Here is a 26856-nt window from a genome sequence, read left to right on the forward strand (position 1 = left end):
GTCATTCCAAGCAACGCAGAGCACCGCTGCTTCACCCACCACCCCATGATCCCACCCAACCAACCGTTTAAGAACTAACGACACGCGACACTAGTTCTCGACGCATGCAGAGAGACGGTGGTGTAAGTGACGCGGCAAGTCGCTCCGGGCCGCAGCAGGCTTGTGACACGCTCGCGGCAGGCGATGCTTTTCGGCTGGGTCTTGTCAGCCACGGGCTCGGCGGTGGTGACCGGGGTCGCGCCCGCGCTGGTGGTAGCCGCGACCCTTCCGGCGGTCTGGATCGCCTTTTAGTCCACCCTGACCAACATTGAGGATCTGCTCGCACCGCTCATGGTCAAGGCCGTTGCGCGGTGGCGGCCGGGCCGGGTGCTGACCGCGTGCGAGGTATACGACGTCGCACTGCTGCTGATCGCGCTGGTGCTGGAGGGCGCCGGTATGGGGGTCGGTCCGGTGCTGGCCGGGTACCTGATCGCCTCCTCGCCGATCCCCTTGGTTTTGGACGTTGCCGAGGAACTGTACGGCGCGGAGATGGCGGCGGTGGACACCGAGATGTCCTTCCGCTTCACCTCGCACCTGCATTCAATGACCGCGCTTATCTCCCGGGTCATCGCTCCGCCTGTTGGAGCCGCCTTGACATTCCTGTCTCCTGCGGCGGTTCTCGCAATCAACCTGGTGCTGCCGGTAGCGACGGTGGTGAGTGTGACCGCGCTCGGAAGCCGATACGCAGCGGGAAAAAGCTGCAGCCACCCAGCCGTAGGCCCCAGGCGAACGCATCCGTGCCGGCCCCGGCTCACTGCGGGGCGGGCACGGTCTCACCGGCGGTGCGCCGTCGGCGTCGTCGGGTCCTCCGCCTCCAGGGCGGGGGCCAGCAGGCGCCGGAAGGAGTCCACGCGGGATCGGCGCCGCACGCGGTCCGCCGGATCCAGCGCGGCCTCGGCGGACCACTCGTCCAGGGCGCACTCGATCACGCCCGCCTCGTGCGTGCAGCCGCGCGGGCAGTCCTCGGCGACGGCGGCCAGGTCCGGGAATCCGCGCAGCACATCCGTGCTGGACACGTGCGCCACCCCGAAGGAGCGCACCCCGGGGGTGTCGATCACCCAGCCGCCTCCCGGTAGCTCCAACGCCTGCAGGTTGGTGGAGGTGTGGCGGCCGCGACCGGTGACCACGTTCACCTCCCCGGTGACCCGCTCCGCCCCGGGCACGAGCGCGTTGATGAGCGTCGACTTGCCTACCCCGGAATGGCCGACGAACACCGAGGTGCGCCCGCCGATAAGCGCCCGCACCGCCTCGACGCCCTCGCCGGCGCGGGAGGCCTCGGCCCGGCTGGAGGGATCCAGGTGCGTGGCGACCGAGCGCAGCCCCAGCGGCTCGTACAGCTCCAGCAGCGCATCGGCGTCGGCCAGGTCCGCCTTGGTCAGGATCAGCAGTGGCTCCATGCCGGCGTCGTAGGCGGCCACCAGATACCGGTCGATCATGCGCGGGCGCGGTTCCGGGTCCGCCAGGGCGGTGACGATCACCAGCAGGTCGGCGTTGGCCACCACCGGCTTCTCCGTGCCGGCCGTATCCCCGTCCTCCGCGCTGCGGCGCAGCAGGGCGTGGCGCTCCTCAATGCGCACCATGCGGGCGAGAGTGTCCTTGCGGCCGGAGACGTCCCCGACTACGGCGACCCGGTCCCCGACCACGACCTTCCCGCGTCCCAGCTCGCGGGCCTTCATCGCCGTGATGTCCCCGGAGCCGTCGGCGGTGAGAGCGGGGTCCTCCAGGCGGATGCGGTAATGGCCGCGGTCGATGCGGGTGACCATGCCGGGGACGGCGTCGGCGTGGGCCGGGCGCTGCTTGGTGCGCGGGCGTGAGCGCTTACCGGGGCGCACCCGTACGCGCGGATCGTCGGTGCCGATGTCGCGGCGGGCCATCAGTGCCCCTCCCGGTCGGCGAGCAGCTTGGCCCACAGGCCGGGGAAGTCGGGCAGGGTCTTGGCGGTGCAGGCGATGTCGTCCACCTCCACGCCGCTCACCCCCAGGCCGACTACGGCCGCGAAGGTCGCCATCCGGTGGTCGGCGTAGGCGCGCAGCCGGGCCGGGTGTAGGCGCTGCCCGGCGGGCAGGGCGGCGATTTCCAAGCCGTCGGCGGTCTGGCGGGCCGTCCCGCCGATGCGATTGATCTCGGTGGTCAGTGCGGCCAGGCGGTCGGTCTCGTGCCCGCGCAGGTGGCCGATGCCGCGTAGGCGCGAGGCGTGCCCCTGCACCGAGGCCAGGGCCGCCAGTGCGGCGACCGTGGGGGTCAGCTCCCCGACGGCGGACAGGTCGGCGTCGATCCCGCGCAGATTACCGGTGCCGACGGCAGACAGCGTGAGCGAGCCGTCCGCATCACGGGTTTCCTCGACGGTGCCGCCCAGGACGGGCAGCAGCCACCGCCAGGCGTCTCCGGCCTGAGTGGTGCGCTTCGGCCAGTGGCGCACGCCCACTCGTCCGCCGGCCACCAGTGCCGCCGCCAGGAAGGGGCCGGCGTTAGACAGGTCCGGCTCAATTGACACCGCGCCGTCCCGTGGCGCGCCCGGGTGCACCGTCCAGGTGCGCGCGCCGACGGGGGCGTCGGCGTCCGGCTCGTCCACGGTGAGGCCGCGCTCGCGCAGGAACTCCACGGTCATGGCCACATGCGGCAGGGACGGCACCGGCCCGGTGGGGGTGACGGCCAGTCCGCCGGGCAGCAGGCATCCGGCCAGCAGCAGCGCGGACAGGAACTGGGAGGAGCCGGAGGCGTCCACACCCACCCGGTGCGGTGCGTCGGGACGCACCGGGTCGGCGGGGCGCCGCAGGCGCCCGTCACCCGGCCCCACCCGTGCGGGCAGGAAGCCGGGCTCACCCAGATAGGCGACCTGCGCGCCGAGATCCTCCAGGGCGTCCAGGAGCGGGGCCAACGGGCGCTGGCGGGCGGCGGCGTCGCCGTCGAAGAGAACCGGCGCGTCGGCCAGCGCGGCCAGCGGCGGTATGAAGCGCATCACCGTCCCGGCCAGGCCGCAGTCGATACGGGTCACGCCGTCGGCGCCGGCGCCGGCCGGGAACGGGCGCGGCGCGGGCGTGACCCGCAGGGCGGTGGAGGAACCGACGTCGGGCTGCCCGGACAGTTCCTCAAAGCGCGCCCCAAGCGTGGTCAGGGCGGCGCGCATGAGCTCGGTATCGCGCGAGCGCAGGGTGCCGCGCAGCGTCGTCGGGCCCTCCGCCACCGCCGCCGCCACCAACACCCGGGCCGTAAGCGACTTCGAGCCCGGCAGGTCCACGACGGCGTCCAGCGGGCCGGTGGGCGCTGGGGCTCGCCATGGAATTGCGGAAGGAGCGGTACTCATAATGACATGATGCCAGGTGAAAGGCGGTAGATGCATATGTATGCGCCATCAGTGCGGAGTGTAGCCGTCAGCGCCGTGGTCAGGCAGGTATACGCCGGGTGAAGGCCTTGATGCGAGTAAAGTGGCTCTTCGTGTTTGGGGGTGTGGTGGTGGGTAGTGGCGGGTGCGTGTGTCGCAGGGGCGGGTGTGGGTCGAGGTCCCCGATGATTGGTGGGCTTCTTAACACTACCGATCACGGAGACCTCGACATGGCTGACACTACCTTCACTGCTGCTGATCTTGCTAGTTTCCTGGGCCTGGACGCCCTGGGGCTGGTTGCCACCGGCCAGCGGATCACCCCTTGCGAGGCGCTGGTGGAGTGCCGCCTACGGGTGGCTGAGGAGGATGCGTTGTGTAGGCGGTGTGGGGCCCAGGGCGTGGCGGTGGGGACCGTGTCCAGGCGCCTGGCGCACGTGCCGTTGGGCTGGCGTCCCACACACCTGCTGGTCCGGTCGCGGCGGTGGCGCTGCCAGGGATGCGATCGCGTGTGGCGCCAAGACTGTTCTAGGGCCGCGGCCAAGCGGGCTTTGCTGACCCAGGCGGCCAAGGAGTGGGCGATCCGGGCCGTGGGGGTGGAGTTCATGTCCGTGGCGCGCGTAGCAGCGTCGCTGGGGGTGTCCTGGCACACCGCCAATGAGGCCGTCCTTGAGCGGGCCAAGGACCGCTTGATCAATGATCCCGGCCGTCTGGCCGGTGTGGAGGTCCACGGGGTAGACGACTCCCCCGCGCGCTGGCGCTCTCAAGCGAGAGGTGCCCCCATTGCCTGGCGGCATACCCGCAAGGGCGACCGGTACGTCACCGTCATCATTGACCTGACCCCGGTGCGCGACCGGACGGGCCCCTCCCGTCTGCCGGGGCATGGCCCCGGGCCGGTCCAAGCAGGTTTTCAAGCAGTGGCTCCAGGATCAGCCCGAGGCCTGGCGCAGCCGGATCGAGGTGGTCGCTATGGACGGTTTCACCGGTTCCCAGGACCGCCACCGCGGCCCTACCCGGCGCAACGGAGGTGATGGACCCCTACCCGCGTAGTAGCACTGGCCGCACACAAGCTGGACCAGTGCCGTCGCCGTACCCAGCGCCAGACCACCGGGCGGCCGGGGGCGTAAGGACGATCCCCTGCACCAAGGCCAGGCGCCTGCTGCGCACCGGGGCGGGGCTGGTGAGCGACAAGGGCTGGGAGCGTCTCGAGCAACTGTTCGCCGACCCCCACAACAAACCGGAACAGACCACCTGGGCGGTGTACCAGAAGATTATGTCCGCCTACCGCGCCAAGACCCCCACCCAGGGCAAGCAGTTGATGAGCGAGGTCATCGACTCGCTCACCACCAGTGTGCCTGACGCCCTCGAAGAGCTGAAGTCGCTGGCCAAGACCCTCAACCAGCGGCGCGACGACATCCTGGCCCACTACCGATCACCGCGACACATCCAACAGACCCACCCAAGCAGTCAACGCCCCGCCTGGAACACCTACACGGCATCGCCCTGGGCTACAGGAATCTAACCAACAACCACCATACGCAGCCTCATCCACGCCAGCGGCTCCCGCAACCAACTACTACACCCCTAAACACGAAGAGCCGGATAAGTGTGTGGGCGGAGTCGATGGGCGCGACACTGAAGAATGAGCGCGTGCATCGTATGGTCTAACCCACCCGGGACAAGGCGATACGGGATGTGGTGTCGTGGATTGAATTGACGTATAATCAGACACGTCTGCACTCGGGGATCGGTTACCGCACACCCAACCAGTTCGAACGCGAACTACAACAGGCCGCCACCCCGAAAGCAGCCTGACAAACACACAACAACCAAGAGTCCAAAAAACACCCAGCATTCCAGATGAGGTCATGGATTTCTACAATGAAGCGGTTCGGCGCGGACTGCGATTCCTTGAATACGGTGACGCAGCCCTCTACTTATGATCGGAACCTAGTCCAACTATTCTGCGACGGGCCCCGGAGCCCATCTCGTCAGAGGAGAGCATATGAAGATCGCATGGGGAAGTGACCAGTCTGACCACCCTGTTGTGCGTAGGCTTGAAGAAGTGCTGATCGAGCTGGGGCATGACATACATTCCGTCCCTGCACACGGGGGTGATTGGGTAGATGTGGGGCATCAAGTGGGTAACGCTGTCGCTTGCCGGCGCGCGCGACGCGGAGTTGCGTGCTGTTCAACCGGTACGGGCGTAGCTATGGCGGCGAATAAAATACCAGGTGCGCATGCGGCGGTATGCAGCGACCGGGAGCCGGCCGAACAGGTCAGGCTATTTAATCACGCCAATGTACTCGCGTTGAGCCTCGAGCGGACAGCTCCTGAAGACGTCGAGGAGATCGTGAAGGTGTGGCTGCGTACCCCAGACGGTGCCGAACAGCGGGACAGCGTGGATAGGTTGGAGACACGATGACATACATGGATGGACTAGAGGCTGGGGATAGTGCAGAGATTCGGGCCGCAACCGATTGGTCGGCCTTGGTGCGTCGCCACTTGTGGATGGGCAATATGCGGCGTGACCAGATCGAATACCACGGGCCCCTTGTCCTAGACAAAGCTGAAGGCATCTATCTTTCTAAAGCAGACGGCACGCGCGTCATCGACGCAATGGCGGGTGCGTGGGTTGTGAACGCGGGCCATGGCCGCACGGCAATCGTTGAGGCTATTGCGCGCCAGGCTCAACGGCTGCCGCTCATACTCAATGAGGGATATACTAATTCGACTACCGTCGCGTTGGCGGAACGACTGCTGGCTCTCGTTCCCGGTACTTACGATCGGGTCTTTTTCACATCAGGTGGGTCGGAGGCGGTAGAGACGGCGCTGAAGATGGTCCGTCAGCGCTGGGCAGTACGGGGTACCCCGCGATACAAAGTGATCGGCCGCGAGTTGTCGTATCATGGCGCGACCTGGGGCGCATTGAGCGTCACTGGTTTTCCCGAGTGGCGCTGGCCCTTCGCGCCACCGGTCCCCGGTGCTTCGTTTATTCCGCACCCGACATGCATACGGTGCCCGTTAGGTCTTAGCTATTCATCCTGTGGTGTCGCTTGTGCGCACATGTTGCGCGATACTCTCGAGAAAGCTGGACCGGAGAAGGTCGGTGCCGTCATTGCGGAACCGATCTCCGCCGCCTCCTCGGCGCATGTACCACCCGATGAATACTGGCCGCTCATTCGCTCTATCTGTGACGAGTACGGCGTCATGCTGATCGCGGACGAGATTGTTACTGGGTTCGGTCGAACTGGAGAATGGTTCGGGTTACAGCATTGGGGTGTCGAGCCGGATATTCTCGTGCTCGGGAAGGGGATGACTAGCGGCTATGTTCCGTTGGCCGCAGTGCTTACCCGTGCCGACATCACTGAGGACCTCGACGAGGACGGTTTCGTTCATGGTTACACTTTTTCCGGTCATCCGGTAGCCTGCGCGGCGGCAATGGCCAACCTCGATATTCTGGAGCGCGAGGAACTCCCAGAAAATGCTCGCCGTCAAGGCGAACGACTCACGCGTATGTTAACCGAAGGTTTGGCGAACTGCTCAATCCTGGGGGACATACGTGGCAAAGGCTTGTTACTCACCATCGAGCTCGTACGTGACCGCGCGACGATGGACCGTTTTGCGGACCCATTCGCGTTCGCCGCTCTTTGTAAGCCAATCTTTATGCGGCACAGAGTCCTGTGCCGCGTTGGTCCCCAAATACGGTTGGGCCCGCCATTATCTATCACGGATGCCGAGACGGATGTCCTCGGGGAGTCTCTGATTGCCGCTATCTTAGAGGTGGAGCGAAGCGTCGTTGATGGAGGTATGGGACAACCGCAGTGGACGCAGGCACATGACGACCCTCTGGCGGCGAATGCATGATGGTGGCGAATAGGCTCAATGCGGCGGTTCGGAGCACGATCGCCCACAACAGGATGGTGTTTAGTCGATTAGACACCTCAAGTCTGCTGGCAGGGTCCCTTCTGGGCAGCCTAGCTGTTGTTGTCATCAACCTCTTGTTGACCATCCACGTCTACCGGGATACCGGTTCATCTCCACTCGCTGTCAGCGCTCTGTTCGTGATCACTTTCTTGCCTAACCTAGTGGTCGCTCCGTTGTGCTCAGGGTTGGCTGACCGTTGGAACCGGCGACTACTTCTAGGCGTGTGCGGACTCGTGCGTGCTCTTCTGTGCGCGCTGTTGACCGCGAATTGGTCTCTGCCTATTCTCTTGCTCCTCGCTTTTGCCATCACGTCTATTTCCGCCATTACGAAGCCTGCGCGCTATGCGCTTGTCGCGCAGCTTACAACAGGTCCGCTGCGTGTCGCGGTTAATTCAATGCTGATGATCGTGACTACCTTCGCCGGAATTGTCGGGGGCGGTGTACTTGCATTTCTCACGCATGTGGCCGGTCGAGAAGTATTCGGGATCATGGCACTCATTAGTGCGCTTGGCGGTTTGCTGGACATGGTCAGGTTCCGCAGCGCTCCTGCGCCGATTTACCAGGAGTCGCTATCCTTGATGCGCAATGCAGATCATGACCACGTCCTAAACGGAGAGTCTGCGTCGGAGTCGCGGCCACGTCTAGGTCAGCGGCTCGCAGACGGCTGGCGCTTGGTGCGCTTCACGCCTGCGCTATTCACGTTAACGGTTTCGACCACGCTCCTGTGGTTCGGACTCGGTGTTCAGGAACCATTGCTTGTGGTGTTTGTCGATCGCGTGCTGGCGGCGCCAGACGCCACTTACGCTCTGCTCGCTACCATCGGATCAGTCGGCGGGCTCGTCGGCGCTGGCACGGCTACTCCGCTGGCGGGCGATACGTCGGCCGCGGCCCGAAATTTCTCGGTAAGTTTGGTTTTGGCAGGACTTTGTTTCGTCGTGTTCGCGGCAAGCAATGGTTCCGTCATTGTAGCATTCATTGCCTTCTTCTTATTCAATGCTACATATGGTGTGTCAAATGTGATCGACGAGTACCTGGAGCAGGAATTGTCGCCGGATCACCTGCGTGCGACAGTGATCTCGGCAATCGGCGCAGTCGGAACCCTGGGGTACCTGCTTGGTGGTGGATTCACGGGCTTGGCGGTGAACAGATTGGGCCCGGTTTCGACTGCTGCAGGAGTCGGACTGGTGATTACGTGCTCTGGAGTCTACGCGCTGCTTAGGCTGCGGATCGAATGAGGGGACAGTCAATGAGACTGCCAGGTGGCTCGCTTTACGTGATGGAGAACCATAGCACTGCATTGCGCGTATGGGAGAATCATGACGTGCGGGAAGCGCTTTGTGTCCACCTGGACGCTCACCTGGACATCGGCTGGCTCTCCGAGGAGACTGGAAGACTGGCGGCGGACCGAGAGCATAGCTTTGGAGGTTTGCATTAGCGGGATTGCTTCTTGCATACACGGGAGGGACGCTTCGACATAGCAAATTGGCTTGGTGTGGCGCTGTCGGCCGGAATGGTATCCGAACTCTTCTGGGTAGTTCCGGACGAGGCGTGGTTCAACAGTCCGCGGCAGCTCCAAGAACTGCTCATACGACAATTTGGGGGAATCAGTATCACATCGTTCGCGGAACTGGGGCGCCACAAAAGTCCATATCGATTTACGACTGGAGAGACGGAGGTTGTCGTCTGTACACTTGAACAATTGCCTCCGTTGCATACTGAGGCTCTTCTCCTCGATATCGATCTTGACTACTTCGCCCGGTACCGCGACCCCAGTGGCTGTGGGGATTGGTCGTTGCATGGGGTAGAACCAGCGGATGTCGTCACTGAGTTACATGCGCGAGTTCCGCATGCTGATGTAACCACGGTATCGTTATCGTGGCACGGAGGGTATTTGCCATACGATCTTCTTCCTCGATTCTGAACTGTACCGGGTTTGATGGAGGCAGTGAACGCACGGAAGGATCACTGTCGGGAGTGCGCAAAGGAAGTACCATTGGGAGTTGTGGGAGCGGGCTACCCGGATGGGGTGTGCAGGGGCCCGCCGGGACCCCGAGCGGTCTAAGGGGGGCGATCCGTAGGATCGCCGAGGAGTTGGGCGCCCCGCCTCGAGGCGTTGCGTACCTGGGTGAAGGAGGCCGAGATCGATGGCCGCGCCCGGCCGGGAACCACGAGCCAGGATGCCCAGCGGATCCGGGAGCTGGAGAAGGAAGTACGCGAGCAGGGGGCGGGCCAATGAGATCCTGCGCAAGGCGGTGCGCGTATATGCGCCCCGGGCGGAGTGTGAGCGCCGGTAGAGGTCATCGATTCCTTCATTGACGGGCAACAAGGCGGACCTTGGGGTCTGTGCCGGTTCTGCCAGGCGCTTGTCAGCGTCGGCGTCAAGATCGCCCCTTCCGCCTACCGCGCCCGCAAGTCCCGTCCCCCCAGTGCCAGGGCTGTGCGCGACCAGGCTCTGAAGGCCGAAATCAGCAGAGTGCATGAGGACAACTACTGCGTACTGGGCGCCAGGAAGATGCACGCGATGCTGAATCGGCCTGAGTCCCGTGAGCGGCATGGGCTGGGGCATGCGGCGCCTGCTGCACCGCGGGTGCGGTTGATGCGGGCCATGGGCCTGCACGGCCACCGGCCGCGCCAAATCACCGCGTACCACGCGCAGCGCTCCTAAGGGAGCAGTGCCCGGCGGACCTGGCGGGCAGGCACTTCTCGGCTTTCAGGCAATGAGTTGTGGACGTGTGGACATTCCCCCACTACGTGTGACCTGTTTCAGCGTTAATGTCCGCTTGGGGCGGTTGGATCAGACATCATCGTGGTCTTCTTGGTTGGTTTGATTGTCTCGTTGTTTGCGGTTGTAGGCAAGGCGCTGCTGAGCGGCCCGTTTCAGGCCTTCCTGGCGGGCCTTGCGGATGGCCGGCCCGCGCCCGGTGTGCTCGTCCAGGGGTGTGACGTAGCCGGCTTGCGGAGTGCAAGCGCCGGGTTGTTGTACTCGGTGCGCACACAGTCGAGTTCGGCCCTCAGGGGCAGCGGGATCGGTGATTGCCAGCAGGCCAGGCCACTGGCGCCTTGAGTGTTCCGCCCGGGGACTCGACCCCGGGCCTGGTCGGCCGCGTGTCGCCGGGCGTGGCGGGAGTGCTGGGCGATGGCGACCATGGCCATGGACCTGCGGGTGCTGGGCAGCTTGTCAATCTGGGGGGCCGTTGTCGGACACCGCCAACAGGATCGGGGTCAGTTCGTCGTCTCCGTCAAGCGTCAGCCGGCGCTTCAGGGCCCGAGGCTGGTCCCCTGGGCGGCATCACACAGGCCTTCGGCGCCCCCGGGGCCTGTGTGAGGGCGAGCCGGGGCCTGGTGGTGGGTCTGTTCGCTGGAGACTTTCGTGGGTGATCCACTTGCGCCAGACCAGATCCACGGCCGGTCAGCACAGTCATGGAGCAGGCGGAGACGATGTGAGTGGAGTCGGTGGACCCAGGATCGAGTTGGGCTTGTACGTCGCCGGGTCGGGGAACGCACGACGCTTGGAGCGCGCTGGCCGGGCGGGATGCCCGGGACCGAAGCTCGTGGTCACTTTAGGACCCTGCCGGCAGTGGAGGCCGACGCCCAGAACAACCCGTTGTAGGAGCCTCGGCGGGGCCAGGCGACGGTGAGAGGAAGCCCGTTGTCACCGAAAGTCTCGAAGGCATCCACAATTCGCCACGGGTCTCGCACGGCATCAGGGCACCCGCAGCGGCGCCAGGCCAGGAGGTCGGCCAGTCCTACCCCGCCCCTGGCGCCGTGCCCCGGCGCCGGTAGCCTCGCTCGGCCAGTCCCAGGACCCCCGCAGGCCTTAGCCACGGTCCAGCCCTGACCGGTGGCGTAGTCCACCAGCCCCCGAAAGCCCCTGCCCGGCGGGCGCATCCACCCGGGCGGGGACCGGGGCACCGGGCATCCCACCGAGCCCCCCTTTTCTTCGGCACCACCAACCCCGCCGCCTGCTGGGTCACCGTACGGGTCAAGCGGTCGATCTCGGCCCTGGCCTGCTCAAGCTCGACATCACGAGCCGACTTGCCAGACGAACCCGCACCCCGAGGCCGCAGGCGCGTCCAAGGCGCCTTGCCTGGCGACCTGCCGCAGCCTCACGATCGTAGGGGCGGCCCCACTCCGGCCTCGGTCGCAGCCGCCCCCACCGTGACCTCCTCTCGCATCAGCCTTACGTAGATCTCATACTTCTGCCAAGGCGACACCAACACCTTGGCCCGACGCCCCCAACCCCTCGTCGTGTCAGCATCACTGCTCATCGCCCACCCTCCTCAAGGTGTCACCAAGACCCTACCCATGCGGTCTGATCCTCAGCCCAAAACCGGACACGAACGCTGAAGCAAATCAACGTGGAAGAGTGCCCCCACCTATGTGCGCACCCTGTCGGGCTGGGCGTATGTGGCTTTCGCCCGCCGACGTGCTGCTCGCGTCGGATCATCGGGTGGCAGACCTCTACGAGCTTGTATACCGACCTTGCGTTGGACGCCCTACGCATGGGGATCTGGCAACGCAGGCGCGAAGGAGCCGACCTTACCGGCCTGATCCATCACTCCGACCGGGGTGCGGCTGTACCGGGCAATACGAGTGCGGGCAGGCCCTGCTCGGACTACGACGCTGTGGCCTCGGTGGGCACCCGAGGGCGACTTCCTTTCGGCTTCGCTCTGGCCGAGGCCCTGATACTGGCTGTACAAGGCGGAACTGATCCTTGGGCCGCCATTACCTCGACTCCCACGGCCCCCTGGCAGGGCATCGACGACGCCCGTGTTCGCTACCGCCCAGTGGGCCCAACTGGTCAGGCAACACCCGGCCTCACTGCGCCACAGGCATGCACAACCCCGTCCAGCACGAGCAGGCATACACCCCACCAGACGACACCGACACCATCACCGACCCCGACCCCGAGGCAGAGCCCGAGCCCGAGGCAGAGGCCGAGGCAAAGGTCATGGACGTCGGCGAGCAGACCACCATCAACCAACCCCAGCCAGCAACCACCGGCGCCAGATAAAACACCCTCCACAAAACCCGGGGCTTGACACCTAGCCCCTCCATTGTCTGCGGAAGAGCGTCATTGCTGCTTCCCACGCATGATGACCGCGTCGATGGCCGCATGTCGGTCGCCGACACGGTCAGATCACAGCGCGTCGACGATGGCGTTCAGGGCCGCGCTCGGACGCATAACTGCGTCGGCTAGGGCCGGGTCGGGCAGGTAGTAGCCACCCAGCTCGACCGGGCGCCCCTGGACCGCCACCAACTCGGCCTGCACTTGCTCATTGACCGCGGCCAGCCGCTCGGCCACGGGCGCAAAGCGGGCCGCTAGGTCGGCGTCCGCCGTCTGCGCCGCCAGTTCGCGCGCCCAGTACAGGGCCAGCCAGACGTGGGAGCCGCGGTTGTCAATACCGCCCAGGCGACGCGCGGGGGAGCGCTCCTCGTTAAGCAGCGTGGTGGTGGCCGCATCCAGGGCATCGGCCAGCACCGTGGCGCGCGGGTTCCCGTTCACCTGTGCTACGTGCCGCAGCGCCTCCGCCAGCGCCAGGAACTCCCCCAGGGAGTCCCAACGCAGATAGTTCTCTTCCAGCAGCTGGCGCACGTGCTTGGGGGCGGAGCCGCCGGCGCCGGTCTCATACAGGCCGCCGCCGTTCATCAGCGGCACCACCGACAGCATCTTGGCGCTGGTACCCACCTCCAGGATGGGGAACAGGTCCGTGTTGTAATCGCGCAGCACGTTCCCGGTCACCGAGATCGTGTCCTCGCCGCGGCGAGCCCGCTCCAGGGACAGCCGCGTGGCCGCGACCGGGTCCAGTATGCGGATGTCCAGGCCGGCGGTGTCCTCCTCCGCCAGGTAACGCTCCACCAGGGAGGCAATGGTGCGGTCGTGGGCACGCTCGGGATCCAGCCAGAACACGGCCGGCGCCCCGGTGGCGCGCGCCCGCGTCACGGCCAGGTGCACCCAGTCGCGTACGGCTGCGTCCTGCGTCTGGCATGCCCGCCAGATGTCTTCGGCCTCTACGGCGTGGGACAGCAGCACCGTGCCGGTCGGGTTGCCCGTACCTGCGGTGACGACCACCTCGACGGTTCCGTCTGCGGGTATCAGGAAGGTCTTGTCGTGGCTGCCGTACTCCTCGGCCTTGCGGGCCATCAGCCCCACATTCGGCACCGACCCCATGGTGGACGGGTCCAGGGCGCCGTGCGTCTTGCAGTCATCAATGACGGCCTGATAGACGCCCGCGTAGGAGGAGTCGGGGATGACGGCGAGGGTGTCGTCCTGTCCGCCGTCGGCGTCCCACAGTTTGCCGCCGGCGCGGATCATGGCCGGCATGGAGGCGTCGATGATCACGTCGGAGGGCACATGCAGGTTGGTCACGCCGCGAGTGGAGTCCACCATGCTCAGGCGTGGGCCCAGTGACATCTCCTCATCAATGCACGCCCGGATCTTCTCGCGCTCCGGTAGGGCGTCAATCCCCGCCAGGATGGATGCCAGACCGTCCTCCGCGCGCAGCCCGGCCTCCGCCAGTACGCAGCCGAAGGCGTTGAAGGTCATGGGGAAGAAGGCCCGCACCACGTGCCCGAAAATCAGCGGGTCGGAGACCTTCATCATGGTCGCCTTCAAGTGCACCGACAGCAGCACGTCATCGGCTTTGGCTGCGGCATTGGCCCCGATTAGGAACTCATCCAGCGCCCGGGCCGACATGAAGGTGGCGTCCACCACTTCACCTGCCGTGACCGGCAGCGCCTCGCGCAGCACCACCGGCTGCCCGCCATCGGCCGGAACCAGCCGAATCTGTACCGTACCCGCCTCCGGGATCACCACCGAGAGCTCATTGTGGCGGAAATCGCCGCCGTCCATGGTGGCAACGCGTGTCTTGGACTCCGGGCTCCAGGTGCCCATGGAGTGCGGGTGGGAACGCGCGTAGGCCTTCACCGCCAGCGGGGCTCGCCGGTCGGAGTTGCCCTCGCGCAGCACCGGGTTGACGGCGCTGCCCTTGACGGCGTCGTAGGCGGCGCGCACTTCCCGCTCGGTCCGGGTGCTCGGCTCATCGGGATAATCGGGCAGGTCGTAGCCCTTCTCGCGCAGCTCGGCGATGGCGGTCTTGAGCTGCGGCAGGGAGGCGGAGACATTGGGAAGCTTGATGATGGTGGCGGTCGGCTCCGCGGTCAGGGCGCCGAGCCGGGCCAGGTCGTCATCGGCCAGGCCGAAGGCCGCCAGGATGCGGCCCGCAAGGGAGATGTCCGCTGTGCCCACGCTCACATCGGCGGCGCGGGTGAAGCCCTTGATGATCGGCAGCAGGGAACGGGTCGCCAACATGGGCGCCTCGTCAGTCAGCGTGTAGATGATGTCTGTAGTCGCGGCGGGGGCGTTCTGGTCGGTCACCGGTCGTGTTCCTTCGTGTTCCTCGCGGGCGTGTGCGGGCCGTCCCCGGTATCGGCGGCGGCCGTAGGGGGATCATCAGTGATGAGCCTAGCGTGGCCCGGCGATGACTGGTGCCCAAGGCGGTCGAACTGGCCCCGACGCCGCCAAGGCACCCGCCCTGCCCGTAAGGCTCTCCCAGGTCTCCAAGCCCACGGAGCGGAAAGCTCGATTCAGGCCGACGCCGCCGGTTCGTACTGGGCCCGCACCTGCGCCTGAGCCTGGGCAATGGCAGCCTTGACCTGGCGTCGGTTCTCCCGTTGCCATGCCAGTGAGGGACGCCCCTGTCGGTCTACCGCGGACAGTGCCAGTCCCGCCCCGACGGCGGCGGAGCGCATTAGGCCGGACAGTGCCTGTTTGCGCGCTTCCTGGCCCTTCACGGCCCATACTGGGTTGTTGACCAGGGTCAGCGGGATGTTAAGCGTGGCCAGAACCGCGGCGCAGGTGCGCGGCGCCCGTCCGGTGGCCAGCCCCAGTCCAGCAAGCACGCTCACTGCCCCGCTTATACGGGTGAGCAGCTCCGCGTCGGAGTGCAGTACCGGCGGCAGCCCGGCCCGCTCTAAAGCGGGCTGCACCTTCTCGAACTTCTCCACGTGCCGCCTGGGCCGGGCGAGGGCGTCAATGCCATCGACAACGAAGGGGGCGGCGAGAGCCGGACGGGTGATGCTACGCAGAAAGTTCATGCCCCCATCCTCCCGCACCGCGCCCGTCGGTGCCAGTAGTGGGCGAGGACATGCGGGAATGTGTGGGCGCGAACCATCGTTGAAGACGGCGATGATCACTTCCTCCGTACTTCCTGCAGCGGCCGTGAAGCCGCCCCCATCCACGCCTGTGCGCGGTCCGGCGTCGCGGCGCATCAAGGGCTGCGGCGGGCTAGGCTCGTGGTCGATGATGGACACAGACAATCTCAGCCCGGCGGGCCCACCAAGTGGCACCGCGCATGCGTCCTCCGACCAGGCAGACCTGGACCACCTCGACCGTGCCCCCGCCGAGGAATCCGCCGAGGCGCGTGCGGCCCGTTTCGAGGCGGACGCGTTGCCCTATCTGGATCAGCTCTACGGTGCCGCCCTGCGCATGACCCGCAACCCGGCCGACGCCGAGGACCTGGTGCAGGACACCTACGCCCGGGCCTTCGGCGCCTTTCACCAGTATCGGCCCGGGACGAATCTGAAGGCCTGGCTCTACCGCATCCTGACCAATACCTTCATTAACACCTACCGCAAGAAGCAGCGCGAACCGCAGCAGTCCGACGCCGATACGGTTGAGGACTGGCAGTTGCACCGGGCCGCGTCCCATGACTCTGTCGGACTGCCCAGCGCCGAGAACCTCGCCCTGGACGAGCTTCCGGACGAGGAGATCAAGTCCGCTTTGGGGGAGCTCAGCGAGGAACGGCGCCTGGCCGTCTACCTGGCCGATGTCGAGGGATTCTCCTACAAGGAGATCGCCGAGATCATGGGCACCCCGATCGGCACCGTCATGTCCCGTCTGCACCGCGGGCGTCGACAGCTGCGCGAGCTATTGGCGGACCACGCCAGACAGCTGGGCTACACGAGCGACCAGGAGAAGAACTAATGGCCAACAACTACCGGACCGAACCCTGCTCGTGCACGGAGGCCCGCGCTCACCTCGAGCGGTTCCTCGACCACGAGGTCGATCAGGACCTCGAGGCCCGCTTGGCTGAACATGTCGCCTCCTGTGAGCACTGCTCCCGTGCCGCCGACGCCGAACGCCATCTGCGTGAACTGGTGCGTTCGCGCTGCGCCGAGCAGGCGCCGGCGGCGCTGCGCGCTCGCGTCCTGGGATATCTGTCCACCGCATCAATCACGTCTTCGACCACATCCGTGTCCTCCACCACGCGGGTCACCACGACCTTTGTGCACGTAGAAGGTCGGTAGTTGACGGGGCGGCGCAGCGGTCGAGTTGGCCCGTGCGGGCGAATTAGTCGTGGCGCCAGGCTGGCAGCGTCAGCTCCGATATGCCATAATTCCCGGCGTTCCGTGCCCCTCGGGGCGGATACGAACCACCATTGAATGAGGAGGCACCAATGAGCAAGCGCGGTCGTAAACGTCGTGCAAGGGCCAAGAAGAGCGCCAACCACGGCAAGCGTCCCAACGCCTGAGGCCGGTGGCGCTGAGGCGCACCTGGGCAGGCATCGAAGACGGCCGGTCACCGTTGTTGGTGGCCGGCCGTCTTCGTCAAGGCGGTGTGACCGCCTCCGCTGGGCCGGTCGGTTTTGCGAGCCGCTTGCCCCAGGCGTATCGCTGTGGCCTCAGCCCGCCCGCAGACTCCGCCGTTGGAAGACGAGCAGGGACGCGACCAGCAGCACGAGCGCCGCGCCGCCCTGGTGGCCGATCATGCGCAGGTCGGGGTCATCGATGGGCAGCACGCCGACCGCGTGCGCCGGTGACAGGTCCCGTGCCCATTCAGGCAGGTCCAGCGCCTCGGCGAGGAAGCCGACCACCGTCGTCCAGACAACGATCGCCCAGCTCAACACCGGCCAGCGCGGGCCGAGGGCTGCGAGCAGCGCGGCGGCGGCACCGATGAGAAGAACGGGGACCAGATAGCAGCCGCCGATCCTCAGCGCCGTGCTGAATGCCTCCCTCCGCCCGGTCGCCGCCCAGGTGCTCACCCCCAGTAGCAGCGCGGAGGCGGTCAGCACCACCGCGGCGGACAGCAAGGTCGCCGTCCACCAGCCGGCCTACATGCGCGGCCGACTGCAGCGGGTGGACAGCAGCATTCCCAGGCGCCCGGCTAACTCCTCCGCCCCCAGGCGAGAGGCTCCCTGCACGGCGGCGGCTCCGGCGGAGGCGACCATGACGGTCGAGGCCATGGCTGCCATGAGATCCGTGCCCCGCTTCAGCCCCATCGCCGCCAGCAAGGAGGGGTTGTCCTGGATGATCTCGGTCATCTCCTCGCTGAACAGTCCAATGAAGAGCGTCCACAGGCAGGTGAGGAGGAGCAATGGCGTCGTCGCGTTCCGTTCCAGCAACAGCGCCAGCCGCCAGGCCCGCTGCACCTCAGGACCACGGCCCGGGCCCGGACGCGGGGCGAATACGCCGGCTCCTGCGTCGCGACGCTCGGCCGCGACCGCGCAAACGACGAGCAGGACGAGTGCAGCGGCGCCATAAGCCGCCAAGGGCCAGGCCTGAGGGGAGTCGAAGGCGCGCACCTCCGGCAGCCACCCGAGTGGACTGGCCCAGGTCGTCTCCCACTCCAGGCCATCGACGACGAAACGGATGAGGAAGGCGATCACCACGAGGCCGATTCCGAGCTGCCGCGCGGTAACCGCCTGCTGGCACAACTGGCCCAGCAGGAGACCGACAGCGGCGAACAGCAGCATGCAGGCACTCGCTCCGGCTGCGTACCAGGCGGATCCCCGGGCGGGCAGCCCCGCCGCCGCCATACCGGCCGTCATAAGCATTCCGGTGGCGAGAGCGGTGAGCACCAGCAGCACGGTCGCCGCCGCCAGGGGCGCCAGTCGTCCCACCCGCGAGGCGGTCAGCAGCTCGGTGCGGCCGGTCTCCTCCTCACGACGCGTAAGGCGGATGGCCGCCAGTAGAGCCACGATCGGAAACAGCAGCTGCCCCATGAAACCCACCTCCGCCCCGGTGATTCCGCCCAACGAGGTCAAACCGTAGGCGCGCCCGTTGAAGGCGATGCTTGGAATCGACGCGCCCGCGGTGGCGGCGTACTCCACCCGGGAGGACGCAGTCGGATACAGGCCCTTGACGCCGATGGCGACCGCCACGACTAGGACCACGCAGGTCCCCGCGGTCAGGGCCAGGGCCGGCCAGGAGGTGCGCAGACCCAGGGATGTCATCCGGCCCATTCCGGCAAGGGGACGGGCGCCGAACAGGCGGAGGGAGCGGTTCACCGCGGGTCACCGCCGTTCGCGGTGTAGCTGTCCAGGAACAGCTGTTCGAGGCTCGGCGGGCTGATTATGAGCTGTGTGGGGCGCGCCGTGCTCAGCGCCGCCAGAACTGCGGGCAGGGCCTCGGCGGTGGCCAGAAGGGTGGTGCGCACCCCCAGGTGCGCCTCATCGGTCTGCAAACGGTCGACTCCTCCGATCAGCCTCAGTTCCGGTACCGGTGCGGGGGTGACGGTGTCGACGGCGGTGGCCCGGCCGGAACGCAGCTCGTCCAGGCGGCCGGTGAAGACGGCGCGCCCGGCGCGAACCACGGTGACTGTCTCACACAGGGCCTCGACCTCGGCCAGGATGTGACTTGAGAGCAGCACCGTGGCGCCCGCTGCGGCGCGTTCGGCTACTACCTGTTGGAAGACGGCCTCCATGACGGGGTCGAGCCCGGAGGTGGGCTCGTCCAGGATGAGCAGCTCGACGTCGCAGGCCAGTGCCGCCACGAGTGCGACCTTCTGCCGGTTGCCCTTGGAATAGGCGCGGAAGCGCCGTGTGGGGTCGAGATCGAAGCGCTCAATGAGTTCGTTGCGGCGCCTGCGGTTCATCCCTCCGTGGAAGCCGCCGAGCAGGTCGACGCACTGTCCGCCGGTCAGTCCGGGCCACAGCATGGTGTCCCCGGGCACGTAGGCCAGGCGGGCGTGGATGTCCACGGCGTGGTCCCACGCGTCCAGGCCCAACACCTCGACACGGCCACGGTCCAGCCGCAGCTGGCCGAGCGCGGCACGAATGGTAGTGGACTTCCCGGCGCCATTGGGGCCGAGGAATCCGTGCACCTCGCCGCGGGACACGGTCAGATCGAGTTCATCCAGCGCAGTGACCCTTCCGAAGCGCTTGACGAGTCCAGAGGCGTCCACGACAAATTCTGACAGTGCCTCTCTCATGAGAGTGACTCTACTTGATAGGGTGTGACTGTCAAGCCCGTGAGGTGACAGTGCTGGGCGACAGCGAGGCGACAGGAGGTGGTGGCGTCCGTGGTTGATTCGTCCTCGGCCGCCGCGGCGCCGGCGCCGCGCCCGGGCCTGCGCGCGCGCAAGAAGGCGGCGACCATGCGCCACATTCAGGAAGTGGCGCTCTGCCTGTTCCAGGCCCGCGGCTTCGATGCCGTGAGCATCGAGCAGATTGCCGAGGCCGCGCTGGTTTCGCCCAGCACCGTCTACCGATACTTCGGAACCAAGGAGGGCCTCGTCCTTCACGACGAGTACGACGACCGCATTCGTGACCAACTGGGGCATCACTTGGCGCAGGGGGCCGGCCTGGCCGACGCCGTGACTCGTGTTCTGGACGACCTCTGGGCGGATCACTTCGTTGACGCCGCGGAGACGGTCATGCTCCGCGCCCGCCTGTGCTTCGAGGTCCCCTCCGTTCAGGGGGCCATGTCACTGGTGATCAACCAGGAGGTCGACGCCATCGCCCGGGTTGCGGCCGCATCCGGGCGCTGGACGTTCCGTACCGCCCGGGTACTGGCCTCGGGCGTGATCTGGGCGATCATGTGCGTCTTGCGCAACTGGTACGACGACGGCTTCGCCACCGATCTGCGTGCGGGACTGGATGAGGTTCTGGCCTGGCTGCCCGCCCTGGAGGAGGCGTCCTCCTGATCACTCTGATCACTCCTTGACGGCGCCCTCGGTGAGTCCGCCCTTCCAGAACCGCTGGAGCACGAGCATGAGAAGCGCCAGCGGAATGACGCTCAGCAGTGCCCCGCCGATGGTCAACTGATAGAACTCCGGCAATCGGTTGGTTTGGGACAGCCACGTGTTCAGTCCCAGGGTGATGGGGTAGAGGCGCTCGTCGGCGAGCATGATCAACGGTAGGAAGTAGTTGTTCCAGATCGCCACGAACTGGAACAGGAACACGGTCACCAGGGCGGGCACCATCTGCCGCAGCGCGATCCGGTGGAAGATAGTCAGCTCTCCGGCCCCGTCAATCCGGCCGGCCTCGAGCAGCGAGGTGGACACCGCGGCGTCGGCGTAGATCCGGCACAGGAACAGGCCGAAGGGGGAAACGACGGCGGGTATGAGTACCGCCAAGTAGGTGTTGGTGATCCCGATCCGGCTGAACACGAGGAACAGCGGCAGCGCCGTAGCGGTTCCGGGAACCAGCACCCCGCCCATGACCAGCCCGAACATGAGGTTCTTCCCGCGGAACTGGTACTTGGAAAGGGCGTAGCCCGCTGCTGCCGCAAAGTACGTGGCCAGCAGCGCCCCGGCACCAGAGTAGAGCAGGGAGTTGATGAACCAGCGCGGGAAGATCCCACCGTTGGAGGTCAGGACATTGCGAAGATTCTCCACCAGGGCGAAACTTCCACCGAACCAGAAGCCGTTGGTGGAGAACAGATCATCGGTGGTCTTGGTGGCGTTGATGACCACCCACAGGACCGGGATGATGAAGTACAGCGACACCAGCACCAGGACGCTGGTGACGAAGAAGGTCGTGGATCGGCGTGTCCCGGCCTCGCGGCTGCTGCGATCTGCCATGTCAGTCCCCTCCTCGTCCGGTGGTGGCCCGCAGGAATATGAAGGACAGAATGAATGCCGCCGCCGCTATGATGACCGCCTCGGCAGCCGCCACGCCGTAGTCGTTGTACTGGAAAGCCCAGGTGTAGGCGGAGTAGTTGGGCGTGTACTCGGTGTTGATCGCCGGGGCGATCGTTGCCAGGATCTGCGGCTCGGCGAACAGCTGCAGGGTGCCGATGATGGAAAAGACGATGGTCAGCAGCAGCGCCGGGCGGATAAGCGGGATCTGAATAGAGGTGGCTATGCGCACCGGCCCCGCCCCGTCGACCTTCGCGGCCTCGTACACCTCGGCCGGGATCGCCTTCAGCTGGGCGATGATGATGAGCATGTTGTAGCCGGTGTACGCCCAGGTGACGATGTTGGCGATGGACCACAGCACATTGCCCTCGGCTAGGAAGTCGTACTCGATGCCCACCACCGCAAGGGCGTCCACGATCGGTGAGAGCCCGGGAATATACAGGAAGGACCACAGGATCGTGGCGATCACCCCGGGCACACCGTAGGGCATGAAGTAAAGGGCCCGGAACAGGCCGGGCCAGCGCGCCGCCGCCGACTCCAGCAGCAGTGCCAGGACAGTGGCCGCCGCGATCATGACGGTCACCTGCACAACGCCGAACAACAGCACCCGCCCGATGGACTGGGTGAAGTTGGCGTTGGCCAGGGCAGTGGCGTAATTGTCCCAACCCGCGAAGGTCTCGGTGGTGCCGCCCTCACCGTACAGTCCGGCGTAGCCGGTGCGGGTGAAGGACTGCGCCACGGCCACCACGATCGGCACGATGAAGGTCAGTAGGAACACCAGCATGAATGGCGCCACCAGCAGGTACGGCGCGGCGTTCTTCTTCACTGTTCCGCCTCCCTGGCTCGCAGACCACGACGCTGGAAGGCCTCAACGATCTCGGCCTGACTAATCGCCAGGGAGTCCACCAGCGAGGTGCCGTCGGTGAGTTTGCGCCGCATCCCATCGGCGACGATATTGATCGACTGCTGGCACAACGGCGGCCAGAGCCAGTCCAGGTTCTGCTCCCGCGCCATGGGCGCGATCACCTCGGTGTTGTAGCTCTGGCCCGAGAAGAACTCGCTGGGGCCCTCGCGCACCTGGCCGATGTACACCGCCGCCGGGGACCACCCGGTCCCGCAATTGGTGATCAGCGAGTCCAGGGCCTGGGGGTCGGTGTGCATCCAGATGATGAAGTCAGTGGCCTCCTGCGGATGTTGGGAGTTGGCCATGACCGCGGCAGTCGATCCGCCGGAGTAACTCGACCCGTAACCGGTGTCCCAGCGGGGCATGGGGGCTACCTTGAACTTACCCGCGCCACCTGGAACGGCCTCGATCAGGGCGTCCGCCCAGGAGCCGTTGGTGTGGGTGGCCAGGGAGCCCGCGCCCATGGCAGACATCCAGGGGGAGGAGAAGGCTCCGAATGCGGTGTTGACCAGCGCGTCGTCGATCGCCGTGTCCCAGAAGGAAGCGACCTGGAGGCAGGCCTGATCGGTGAGGTTGATAATCCATTCCTCGCCCTCGGGCATGAACCAGTTGCCGCCCGCCTGCTGACAAAGTGTGGCGAACATATTTCCGTCGGCCACATTGAACACATCCATGTAGGTGCCGGGCCGACTGTCCTTTATGAGTCGGGCGGTGTCCGCCCATTCCTGCCAGGTGGTGGGCGGTGAGGCGCCCACTTCATCGAATACGTCCGTGCGGTAGAACATCGCCACCGGGCCCGTGTCCTGCGGGATGCCATACACGCCGTCGGCCAGGTCCACATAGCTCCAGGCAGCGGGGTCGAAACGCTCCTGGTGGTCCCGTGCGCCGTAACGCGAGATGTCCACCAGGTCGCCGGCGAGGACGAACTCGGGGATCATGCGCATCTCCACCTGACCGATATCGGGTCCGCCGCCGGCGGCCAATGCGGAGTAGAGCTTCTGGTATCCGCCGGAGGTGGAGGAGGGGATCCAGGTCACATCCACCCTCACATTCGGGTTGACGCGGCTGTACAGGTCGGCGACCGTCTGCAGATCCTTCAGCCACGACCAGTATGTCAGCGTCACCGGACCCGAGGCGGGTGGGATGGTCCCGGCGGTTTCGGCGCGGTCATTGGTCATAGAACAGCCGCCTACCGCCATCGCCGCGGCGGTGCCGAGGCTGAGGAAGGCGCGTCGTGGAATAGATGCGTGCACGATCGTTCCTCACTCATCATCGAGGTCGAGTTCAGCCGCGCCCCTCTCCATCGACCTTCAGGAAGAGCCGCGAAGAAATGTGATGATTCTAACGGGTGATGTCCCGGATGGGAAGCCCCTCCCCGGTCCGGATGGCCGTATGGGACGAAGCCGTCGCCATACCGGGTTGTCCGGGTCTGGCTCAGCGCGGCGCCGACACGCCCAACCACTCATACCAGCCGCGATGCAGCACCAGCCATGCCAGCAGCCCATAGCCGGTCTGACCCGGGTGCGTCCCGCCGTCGGGCACGACGTCGGTCAGCCACTGGTCGTGATTGCGCAACGGCTCGAAGGTCTCCACAAACGGTATGCCCCGACGCTGGCAGACCTCGCCGACCGCTCGCGACAGCGCCGCGGTCCCGTCGGGGTCGGCGCTGGGCAGCGGCGGCGGACCCACCACGAAGCAGGAGCGGTGCTCGCCGGAGGCGGCGTCCAACACGTTGGCAATGGCCAGTCGAGAACGCGCAGGGGATACGCCGGCGAGCACATCCCCCACTCCGACCCCGATCACCAGGCGGTTTAGCCCCGTGTGCGTGCTGCGGCGGGCGACCTCGCCCTGCCAACGCTCGGCCAGCTGCGCAGTCGTCTCACCGGGAACGGCAAGCGTGTTCCACATGATGTCCAACTCACGCGGCGTGCGTGCCATCACCCGGCCCGTCCAGCCCAGGGCGCGGGCGTCCCCATAGCCGGACACCAGTTCGTCGCCGACGAAGCACAGACTCACATCGTCCATAGCCACCCGGAACCCCTCCTCACCTGTTGACGACTTCCTGGCCCCATCCTGCCACCGCCGGGCCCGCGTGCCCGGCGCCGCGCGGCGTCTTAGTAGGGCGATGGAGTGATAACGTGCCTGCACTATGCGACGACACGCTCGCCGGGCGCGCAAGCGCCCCGCACGCACCAGTTCAGATCCCGATCACCCCCACCCCTACTCCCGTCACCGGATACTGGCCGGAGGCTGCGCGTGAGGGAATGGCTCATGGTCGCCGTCGGCGTGCTGCTGACGGCCGGAACCGCACTTTTCGTCGCCGGGGAGTTCTCCCTGGTGGCCTTGGACCCCTCCACCGTGGACACGCGCGCCGCTGCCGGCGATCGGGGCGCCGCCAGGGTCCGTCGGGCTCTGAGCCGCTTGTCCACTCTCCTGTCGGGCGCCCAGGTGGGCATTACCCTGACGACGATTCTGCTTGGGTACACCATGCAGGCGGCGCTGGCAACGCTTCTGACCCGGGTGATGTCCAGCTGGCTGGCGCAGTCCGTGGCCGTAGGCGCGGCTGCTGCCGCTGCCCTGATCATCGTCAATGCCTTCTCCATGGTTGTGGGTGAACTCATTCCCAAGAACGCCACCCTGTCCGATCCCATGCGGGCGGCCCGGGCGGTAACCCCCTTCCTCATGGGCTTCAGCGCACTGCTGCGGCCCGTAATATCCGTGCTCAACGGGACGGCCAACCGGGTCCTGCACCGCATGGGAATCGAGCCCGCCGAAGAGATCAGCGGCACCCGTTCTGCCTCCGAGCTGGCCGCCCTAGTGCGTCACAGCGCCGACGAGGGCGTCCTGGACGTCACCACCGCCGCGCTGTTGACGCGCTCGATCGGCGTGGGGCGACTGACCGCGGTCGATGTCATGACCGACCGCGGCAGGTTGCACACACTGACCGATCAGGACACGGCCGAGGCCGTTGTCGCCCTGGCACGGGCCACCGGCCACTCCCGCTTTCCCGTCCTGGGAGACGACGCCGACGACGTGCTCGGCATCGTGCATCTGCGACGGGTGATCGCGGTCCCCTACGACAAGCGTCCTGACGTCCCGGTCACCTCCTCCTCGCTGATGACTCCCGCCCACCGCGTGCCGGAGACCATGCCGCTGGACGCGCTGCTGGTGGAGCTGCGCGACACCGGCAGTCAGATGGCGCTGGTCGTCGACGAGTACGGTGGCACCGCTGGTGTAGTAACCCTGGAGGACGCCATTGAGGAGATCGTCGGCGACGTCGCCGATGAGCACGACCGGCGCCGCTTAGGCGCCCACGCCGACACAGCGGGGGACTGGCTGGTACCCGGATGGCTGCGCCCCGATGAGCTCGCCGACCGCGCTGGTGTGCGTGTTCCCGACGACGGTCCATATGAGACCCTCGCCGGCCTGGTGATGACCGAACTCGGGCGCATCCCGGAGGTCGGCGCCGCCGTGGAGACGTCACAGGCACTTATCACGGTAGAGGCCATGGAGGGGCGCCGCATAACCCGCCTACGCATTCACCCACATCCCGCCCCTGAGACGCCCGAAGCCGGCCCCGGGGGACAGGAGCCGCAACGATGAGTACCTCCCTGGCCCTCCTGCTGACCGTGGTGCTGCTGGCCGGTAACGCCTTCTTCGTGGCGGCGGAGTTCGCCGTCACCTCCTCACGCCGCGCCCGGCTTGAACCGCTTGCGGAGTCCGGCGACCGGCGCGCCGCCACCGCCTTGTGGGCGCTCCAGAACGTATCCCGCATGCTCGCCACCGCCCAGCTGGGAGTGACCGTCTGCTCCACCGGCCTGGGCGTGGTGGCAGAACCGGCCATCGCCCGCCTGCTCACCCCGTTGTTGGAACGGCTCGGGGTAGGTGGCGCGGGGGCTCATGCGATCGCCGTGGCGGTCGCCCTCGTACTCGTGGTGTACGCCCATGTAGTGGTCGGGGAGATGCTGCCCAAGAACCTGTCCATAGCCGCGCCCGAGACCGCCGCCCGCTGGGTGGTGCCGACGCTCCTACGCATCTCCCGGCTGCTGGGCCCCATCATCGGCGCCCTGAACGGCTTCGCCAATGGGGTGCTGCACCTGTGCGGCGTGCAGACGCGGGAGGAGGTATCGGCCACCTTCAACGCCGCCGAGGTCGCCTCCATTGTGGAGCGTTCAACCGCTGAAGGTGTCCTCGACGATGACACCGGTCTGTTATCCGGAGCCCTGGAATTCACCGAGGAGAACGCCAGCGGTGTGATGGTGCCGGTGGGTTCGCTGTTCACCCTGCCTGTCGGATGCACGCCGCAGGACGTCGAGCAGGCGGTGGCCGCCACGGGATACTCCCGTTTCCCGATTGTCCGAGCCGGTGTCCGGCCGGCAGCCCCGGTCGGAGACCGTTCGGTCGTCGCCGGGGCGCAGCCAGATGACCCCTCCGTCGCCGGGGATGCGGGTGTGATTGGCTACTTGCACCTAAAGGATGTGCTGTACGCCGACGGCGATGAACGCACCGGGCCGGTTCCGTCATGGCGGGTGCGCGCCCTGGTCCCCGTGCATGCAGGTGACGAGGCCGAGGACGTGTTGGCCGCCATGCAGCGCTCCGGCGCCCATCTGGGCCGAGTCCAGGACTCGTCCGGCAATACGATCGGCGTGGTCTTCCTGGAGGACATCCTTGAAGAACTCGTCGGCGAGGTGCACGACGCCATGCAGCGCGACGCTTTCCAGCGACGCAAGCGCAGGCAGGGGGAGGACCTGGAAGCGGTGTGACCACCGTCCTGGCGCTGACCTATACATTTGGCTAGAGTGCTGC

Annotated in this window: 24 protein-coding genes and 1 pseudogene; 13 read left to right on the top strand and 12 right to left on the bottom strand. The window is 66.5% G+C overall.

Annotated elements, in window-relative coordinates; translation table 11 throughout:
* Positions 1-812: 812 nt before the first annotated feature.
* Both rsgA and aroA read right to left on the bottom strand, forming a co-directional pair.
* Positions 813-1913 (bottom strand): ribosome small subunit-dependent GTPase A, encoded by a 1101-nt coding sequence (gene rsgA, locus CWT10_RS06095; protein WP_103061937.1) that lies wholly within the window; start codon positions 1911-1913, stop codon positions 813-815.
* Entirely contained in the window at positions 1913-3343 is a 1431-nt protein-coding gene (aroA, locus tag CWT10_RS06100; protein ID WP_103061946.1) for a 3-phosphoshikimate 1-carboxyvinyltransferase, read from the bottom strand. Before aroA ends, rsgA begins: the two co-directional genes overlap by 1 nt.
* A gap of 248 nt (positions 3344-3591) precedes the next feature.
* Here aroA and CWT10_RS06105 point away from each other — a divergent pair.
* The 6 genes and pseudogenes from CWT10_RS06105 (at position 3592) to CWT10_RS17940 (ending at position 9950) form a co-directional block, all read left to right on the top strand.
* A pseudogene (locus CWT10_RS06105) lies at positions 3592-4946 on the top strand (ISL3 family transposase).
* A 417-nt stretch (positions 4947-5363) separates the two neighbouring features.
* The gene (locus CWT10_RS17935; protein ID WP_103064276.1) at positions 5364-5783 is read left to right on the top strand and encodes an RpiB/LacA/LacB family sugar-phosphate isomerase; all 420 of its coding nucleotides are present in this window, start codon (positions 5364-5366) and stop codon (positions 5781-5783) included.
* On the top strand, positions 5780-7225 hold the full coding sequence (locus CWT10_RS06115; protein ID WP_103064277.1) for an aminotransferase family protein: 1446 nt from the start codon (positions 5780-5782) through the stop codon (positions 7223-7225). Before CWT10_RS17935 ends, CWT10_RS06115 begins: the two co-directional genes overlap by 4 nt.
* Entirely contained in the window at positions 7222-8520 is a 1299-nt protein-coding gene (locus tag CWT10_RS06120; protein ID WP_103064278.1) for an MFS transporter, read from the top strand. The genes CWT10_RS06115 and CWT10_RS06120 overlap by 4 nt, the downstream gene beginning before the upstream one ends.
* Positions 8521-9398: 878 nt before the next feature.
* Entirely contained in the window at positions 9399-9521 is a 123-nt protein-coding gene (locus tag CWT10_RS17655; protein ID WP_269843829.1) for a hypothetical protein, read from the top strand.
* A 201-nt stretch (positions 9522-9722) separates the two neighbouring features.
* Positions 9723-9950: an IS3 family transposase gene (locus CWT10_RS17940; protein WP_158247709.1), complete on the top strand. Its 228-nt coding sequence runs from the start codon at positions 9723-9725 to the stop codon at positions 9948-9950.
* A gap of 1441 nt (positions 9951-11391) precedes the next feature.
* Here the strand turns inward: CWT10_RS17940 and CWT10_RS16940 are convergent.
* Positions 11392-11553 carry a hypothetical protein gene (locus CWT10_RS16940; RefSeq protein ID WP_174721940.1) on the bottom strand — a complete coding sequence of 54 codons (162 nt, stop codon included), beginning with the start codon at positions 11551-11553 and terminating at the stop codon, positions 11392-11394.
* A gap of 566 nt (positions 11554-12119) precedes the next feature.
* On the opposite strand from CWT10_RS16940, the gene CWT10_RS06135 reads away from it, so the two are divergent.
* On the top strand, positions 12120-12299 hold the full coding sequence (locus CWT10_RS06135; RefSeq protein WP_103064282.1) for a hypothetical protein: 180 nt from the start codon (positions 12120-12122) through the stop codon (positions 12297-12299).
* Positions 12300-12425: 126 nt separating this feature from the next.
* On the opposite strand, the gene CWT10_RS06140 is transcribed toward CWT10_RS06135, so the two are convergent.
* Together CWT10_RS06140 and CWT10_RS06145 are read right to left on the bottom strand one after the other, a co-directional pair.
* Positions 12426-14663, bottom strand: coding sequence for an NADP-dependent isocitrate dehydrogenase (locus CWT10_RS06140; RefSeq protein WP_103064283.1), 2238 nt, complete (start codon positions 14661-14663; stop codon positions 12426-12428).
* A 209-nt stretch (positions 14664-14872) separates the two neighbouring features.
* A complete protein-coding gene (locus CWT10_RS06145; RefSeq protein ID WP_103064284.1) occupies positions 14873-15382 on the bottom strand; it encodes a DoxX family membrane protein in 510 nt (169 codons plus the stop codon).
* Between the two features lie 205 nt (positions 15383-15587).
* Between CWT10_RS06145 and CWT10_RS06150 the strand changes: the two genes are divergently transcribed.
* The 3 genes from CWT10_RS06150 to CWT10_RS17945 all read left to right on the top strand — a co-directional run bounded on the left by CWT10_RS06150 (position 15588) and on the right by CWT10_RS17945 (position 16818).
* On the top strand, positions 15588-16271 hold the full coding sequence (locus tag CWT10_RS06150; protein ID WP_233188386.1) for a sigma-70 family RNA polymerase sigma factor: 684 nt from the start codon (positions 15588-15590) through the stop codon (positions 16269-16271).
* Entirely contained in the window at positions 16271-16594 is a 324-nt protein-coding gene (gene rsrA / locus CWT10_RS06155) for a mycothiol system anti-sigma-R factor (RefSeq protein WP_103064285.1), read from the top strand. The genes CWT10_RS06150 and rsrA overlap by 1 nt, the downstream gene beginning before the upstream one ends.
* 149 nt (positions 16595-16743) lie before the next feature.
* Complete coding sequence (locus CWT10_RS17945) at positions 16744-16818, top strand: 50S ribosomal protein bL37 (RefSeq protein WP_416171729.1); 75 nt, start codon at positions 16744-16746, stop codon at positions 16816-16818.
* A 150-nt stretch (positions 16819-16968) separates the two neighbouring features.
* Here the strand turns inward: CWT10_RS17945 and CWT10_RS17330 are convergent, their stop codons facing one another.
* Genes CWT10_RS17330 through CWT10_RS06165 form a run of 3 tightly spaced genes read right to left on the bottom strand, consistent with a single transcriptional unit; the run spans position 16969 to position 19496 of the window.
* Positions 16969-17376 carry a hypothetical protein gene (locus CWT10_RS17330; protein ID WP_233188387.1) on the bottom strand — a complete coding sequence of 136 codons (408 nt, stop codon included), beginning with the start codon at positions 17374-17376 and terminating at the stop codon, positions 16969-16971.
* A gap of 21 nt (positions 17377-17397) precedes the next feature.
* Complete coding sequence (locus tag CWT10_RS06160) at positions 17398-18573, bottom strand: ABC transporter (RefSeq protein ID WP_233188388.1); 1176 nt, start codon at positions 18571-18573, stop codon at positions 17398-17400.
* On the bottom strand, positions 18570-19496 hold the full coding sequence (locus CWT10_RS06165) for an ABC transporter ATP-binding protein (RefSeq protein ID WP_103064286.1): 927 nt from the start codon (positions 19494-19496) through the stop codon (positions 18570-18572). The genes CWT10_RS06160 and CWT10_RS06165 overlap by 4 nt, the downstream gene beginning before the upstream one ends.
* Before the next feature lie 90 nt (positions 19497-19586).
* Between CWT10_RS06165 and CWT10_RS06170 the strand changes: the two genes are divergently transcribed.
* Positions 19587-20210, top strand: a complete 624-nt coding sequence (locus CWT10_RS06170) for a TetR/AcrR family transcriptional regulator (protein WP_244936782.1) — start codon at positions 19587-19589, stop codon at positions 20208-20210.
* A 9-nt stretch (positions 20211-20219) separates the two neighbouring features.
* Here CWT10_RS06170 and CWT10_RS06175 read toward each other — a convergent pair whose 3' ends face one another.
* From CWT10_RS06175 to CWT10_RS06190, 4 genes are all read right to left on the bottom strand, one after another.
* Positions 20220-21089 (bottom strand): carbohydrate ABC transporter permease, encoded by an 870-nt coding sequence (locus CWT10_RS06175; protein ID WP_103064288.1) that lies wholly within the window; start codon positions 21087-21089, stop codon positions 20220-20222.
* 1 nt (position 21090) lies between these two features.
* The gene (locus CWT10_RS06180; RefSeq protein ID WP_218937331.1) at positions 21091-21972 is read right to left on the bottom strand and encodes a carbohydrate ABC transporter permease; all 882 of its coding nucleotides are present in this window, start codon (positions 21970-21972) and stop codon (positions 21091-21093) included.
* Complete coding sequence (locus tag CWT10_RS06185) at positions 21969-23303, bottom strand: ABC transporter substrate-binding protein (protein WP_199176395.1); 1335 nt, start codon at positions 23301-23303, stop codon at positions 21969-21971. The genes CWT10_RS06180 and CWT10_RS06185 overlap by 4 nt, the downstream gene beginning before the upstream one ends.
* A 181-nt stretch (positions 23304-23484) precedes the next feature.
* Positions 23485-24075 (bottom strand): GDSL-type esterase/lipase family protein, encoded by a 591-nt coding sequence (locus CWT10_RS06190; protein WP_103064289.1) that lies wholly within the window; start codon positions 24073-24075, stop codon positions 23485-23487.
* A 246-nt stretch (positions 24076-24321) separates the two neighbouring features.
* Between CWT10_RS06190 and CWT10_RS06195 the strand changes: the two genes are divergently transcribed.
* Positions 24322-25653 carry a hemolysin family protein gene (locus CWT10_RS06195; RefSeq protein ID WP_103064290.1) on the top strand — a complete coding sequence of 444 codons (1332 nt, stop codon included), beginning with the start codon at positions 24322-24324 and terminating at the stop codon, positions 25651-25653.
* Entirely contained in the window at positions 25650-26813 is a 1164-nt protein-coding gene (locus CWT10_RS06200; RefSeq protein ID WP_103064291.1) for a hemolysin family protein, read from the top strand. The genes CWT10_RS06195 and CWT10_RS06200 overlap by 4 nt, the downstream gene beginning before the upstream one ends.
* Positions 26814-26856 lie beyond the last annotated feature (43 nt).

Source organism: Actinomyces qiguomingii (assembly GCF_004102025.1).
Classification (GTDB): Bacteria; Actinomycetota; Actinomycetes; order Actinomycetales; family Actinomycetaceae; genus Actinomyces; species Actinomyces qiguomingii.

Coding starts and splice junctions, on each gene's coding strand:
- CWT10_RS06195 (WP_103064290.1), top strand. CDS start 24,322: ATGGTCGCCGTCGGCGTGCTGCTGACGGCCGGAACCGCACTTTTCGTC.
- CWT10_RS16940 (WP_174721940.1), bottom strand. CDS start 11,553: ATGAGCAGTGATGCTGACACGACGAGGGGTTGGGGGCGTCGGGCCAAG.
- CWT10_RS06175 (WP_103064288.1), bottom strand. CDS start 21,089: ATGGCAGATCGCAGCAGCCGCGAGGCCGGGACACGCCGATCCACGACC.
- CWT10_RS06150 (WP_233188386.1), top strand. CDS start 15,588: ATGATGGACACAGACAATCTCAGCCCGGCGGGCCCACCAAGTGGCACC.
- CWT10_RS06115 (WP_103064277.1), top strand. CDS start 5,780: ATGACATACATGGATGGACTAGAGGCTGGGGATAGTGCAGAGATTCGG.
- CWT10_RS06200 (WP_103064291.1), top strand. CDS start 25,650: ATGAGTACCTCCCTGGCCCTCCTGCTGACCGTGGTGCTGCTGGCCGGT.
- CWT10_RS06120 (WP_103064278.1), top strand. CDS start 7,222: ATGATGGTGGCGAATAGGCTCAATGCGGCGGTTCGGAGCACGATCGCC.
- CWT10_RS06165 (WP_103064286.1), bottom strand. CDS start 19,496: ATGAGAGAGGCACTGTCAGAATTTGTCGTGGACGCCTCTGGACTCGTC.
- CWT10_RS06145 (WP_103064284.1), bottom strand. CDS start 15,382: ATGAACTTTCTGCGTAGCATCACCCGTCCGGCTCTCGCCGCCCCCTTC.
- CWT10_RS06190 (WP_103064289.1), bottom strand. CDS start 24,075: ATGGACGATGTGAGTCTGTGCTTCGTCGGCGACGAACTGGTGTCCGGC.
- CWT10_RS17935 (WP_103064276.1), top strand. CDS start 5,364: ATGAAGATCGCATGGGGAAGTGACCAGTCTGACCACCCTGTTGTGCGT.
- aroA (WP_103061946.1), bottom strand. CDS start 3,343: ATGAGTACCGCTCCTTCCGCAATTCCATGGCGAGCCCCAGCGCCCACC.
- rsgA (WP_103061937.1), bottom strand. CDS start 1,913: ATGGCCCGCCGCGACATCGGCACCGACGATCCGCGCGTACGGGTGCGC.
- rsrA (WP_103064285.1), top strand. CDS start 16,271: ATGGCCAACAACTACCGGACCGAACCCTGCTCGTGCACGGAGGCCCGC.
- CWT10_RS06135 (WP_103064282.1), top strand. CDS start 12,120: ATGCACAACCCCGTCCAGCACGAGCAGGCATACACCCCACCAGACGAC.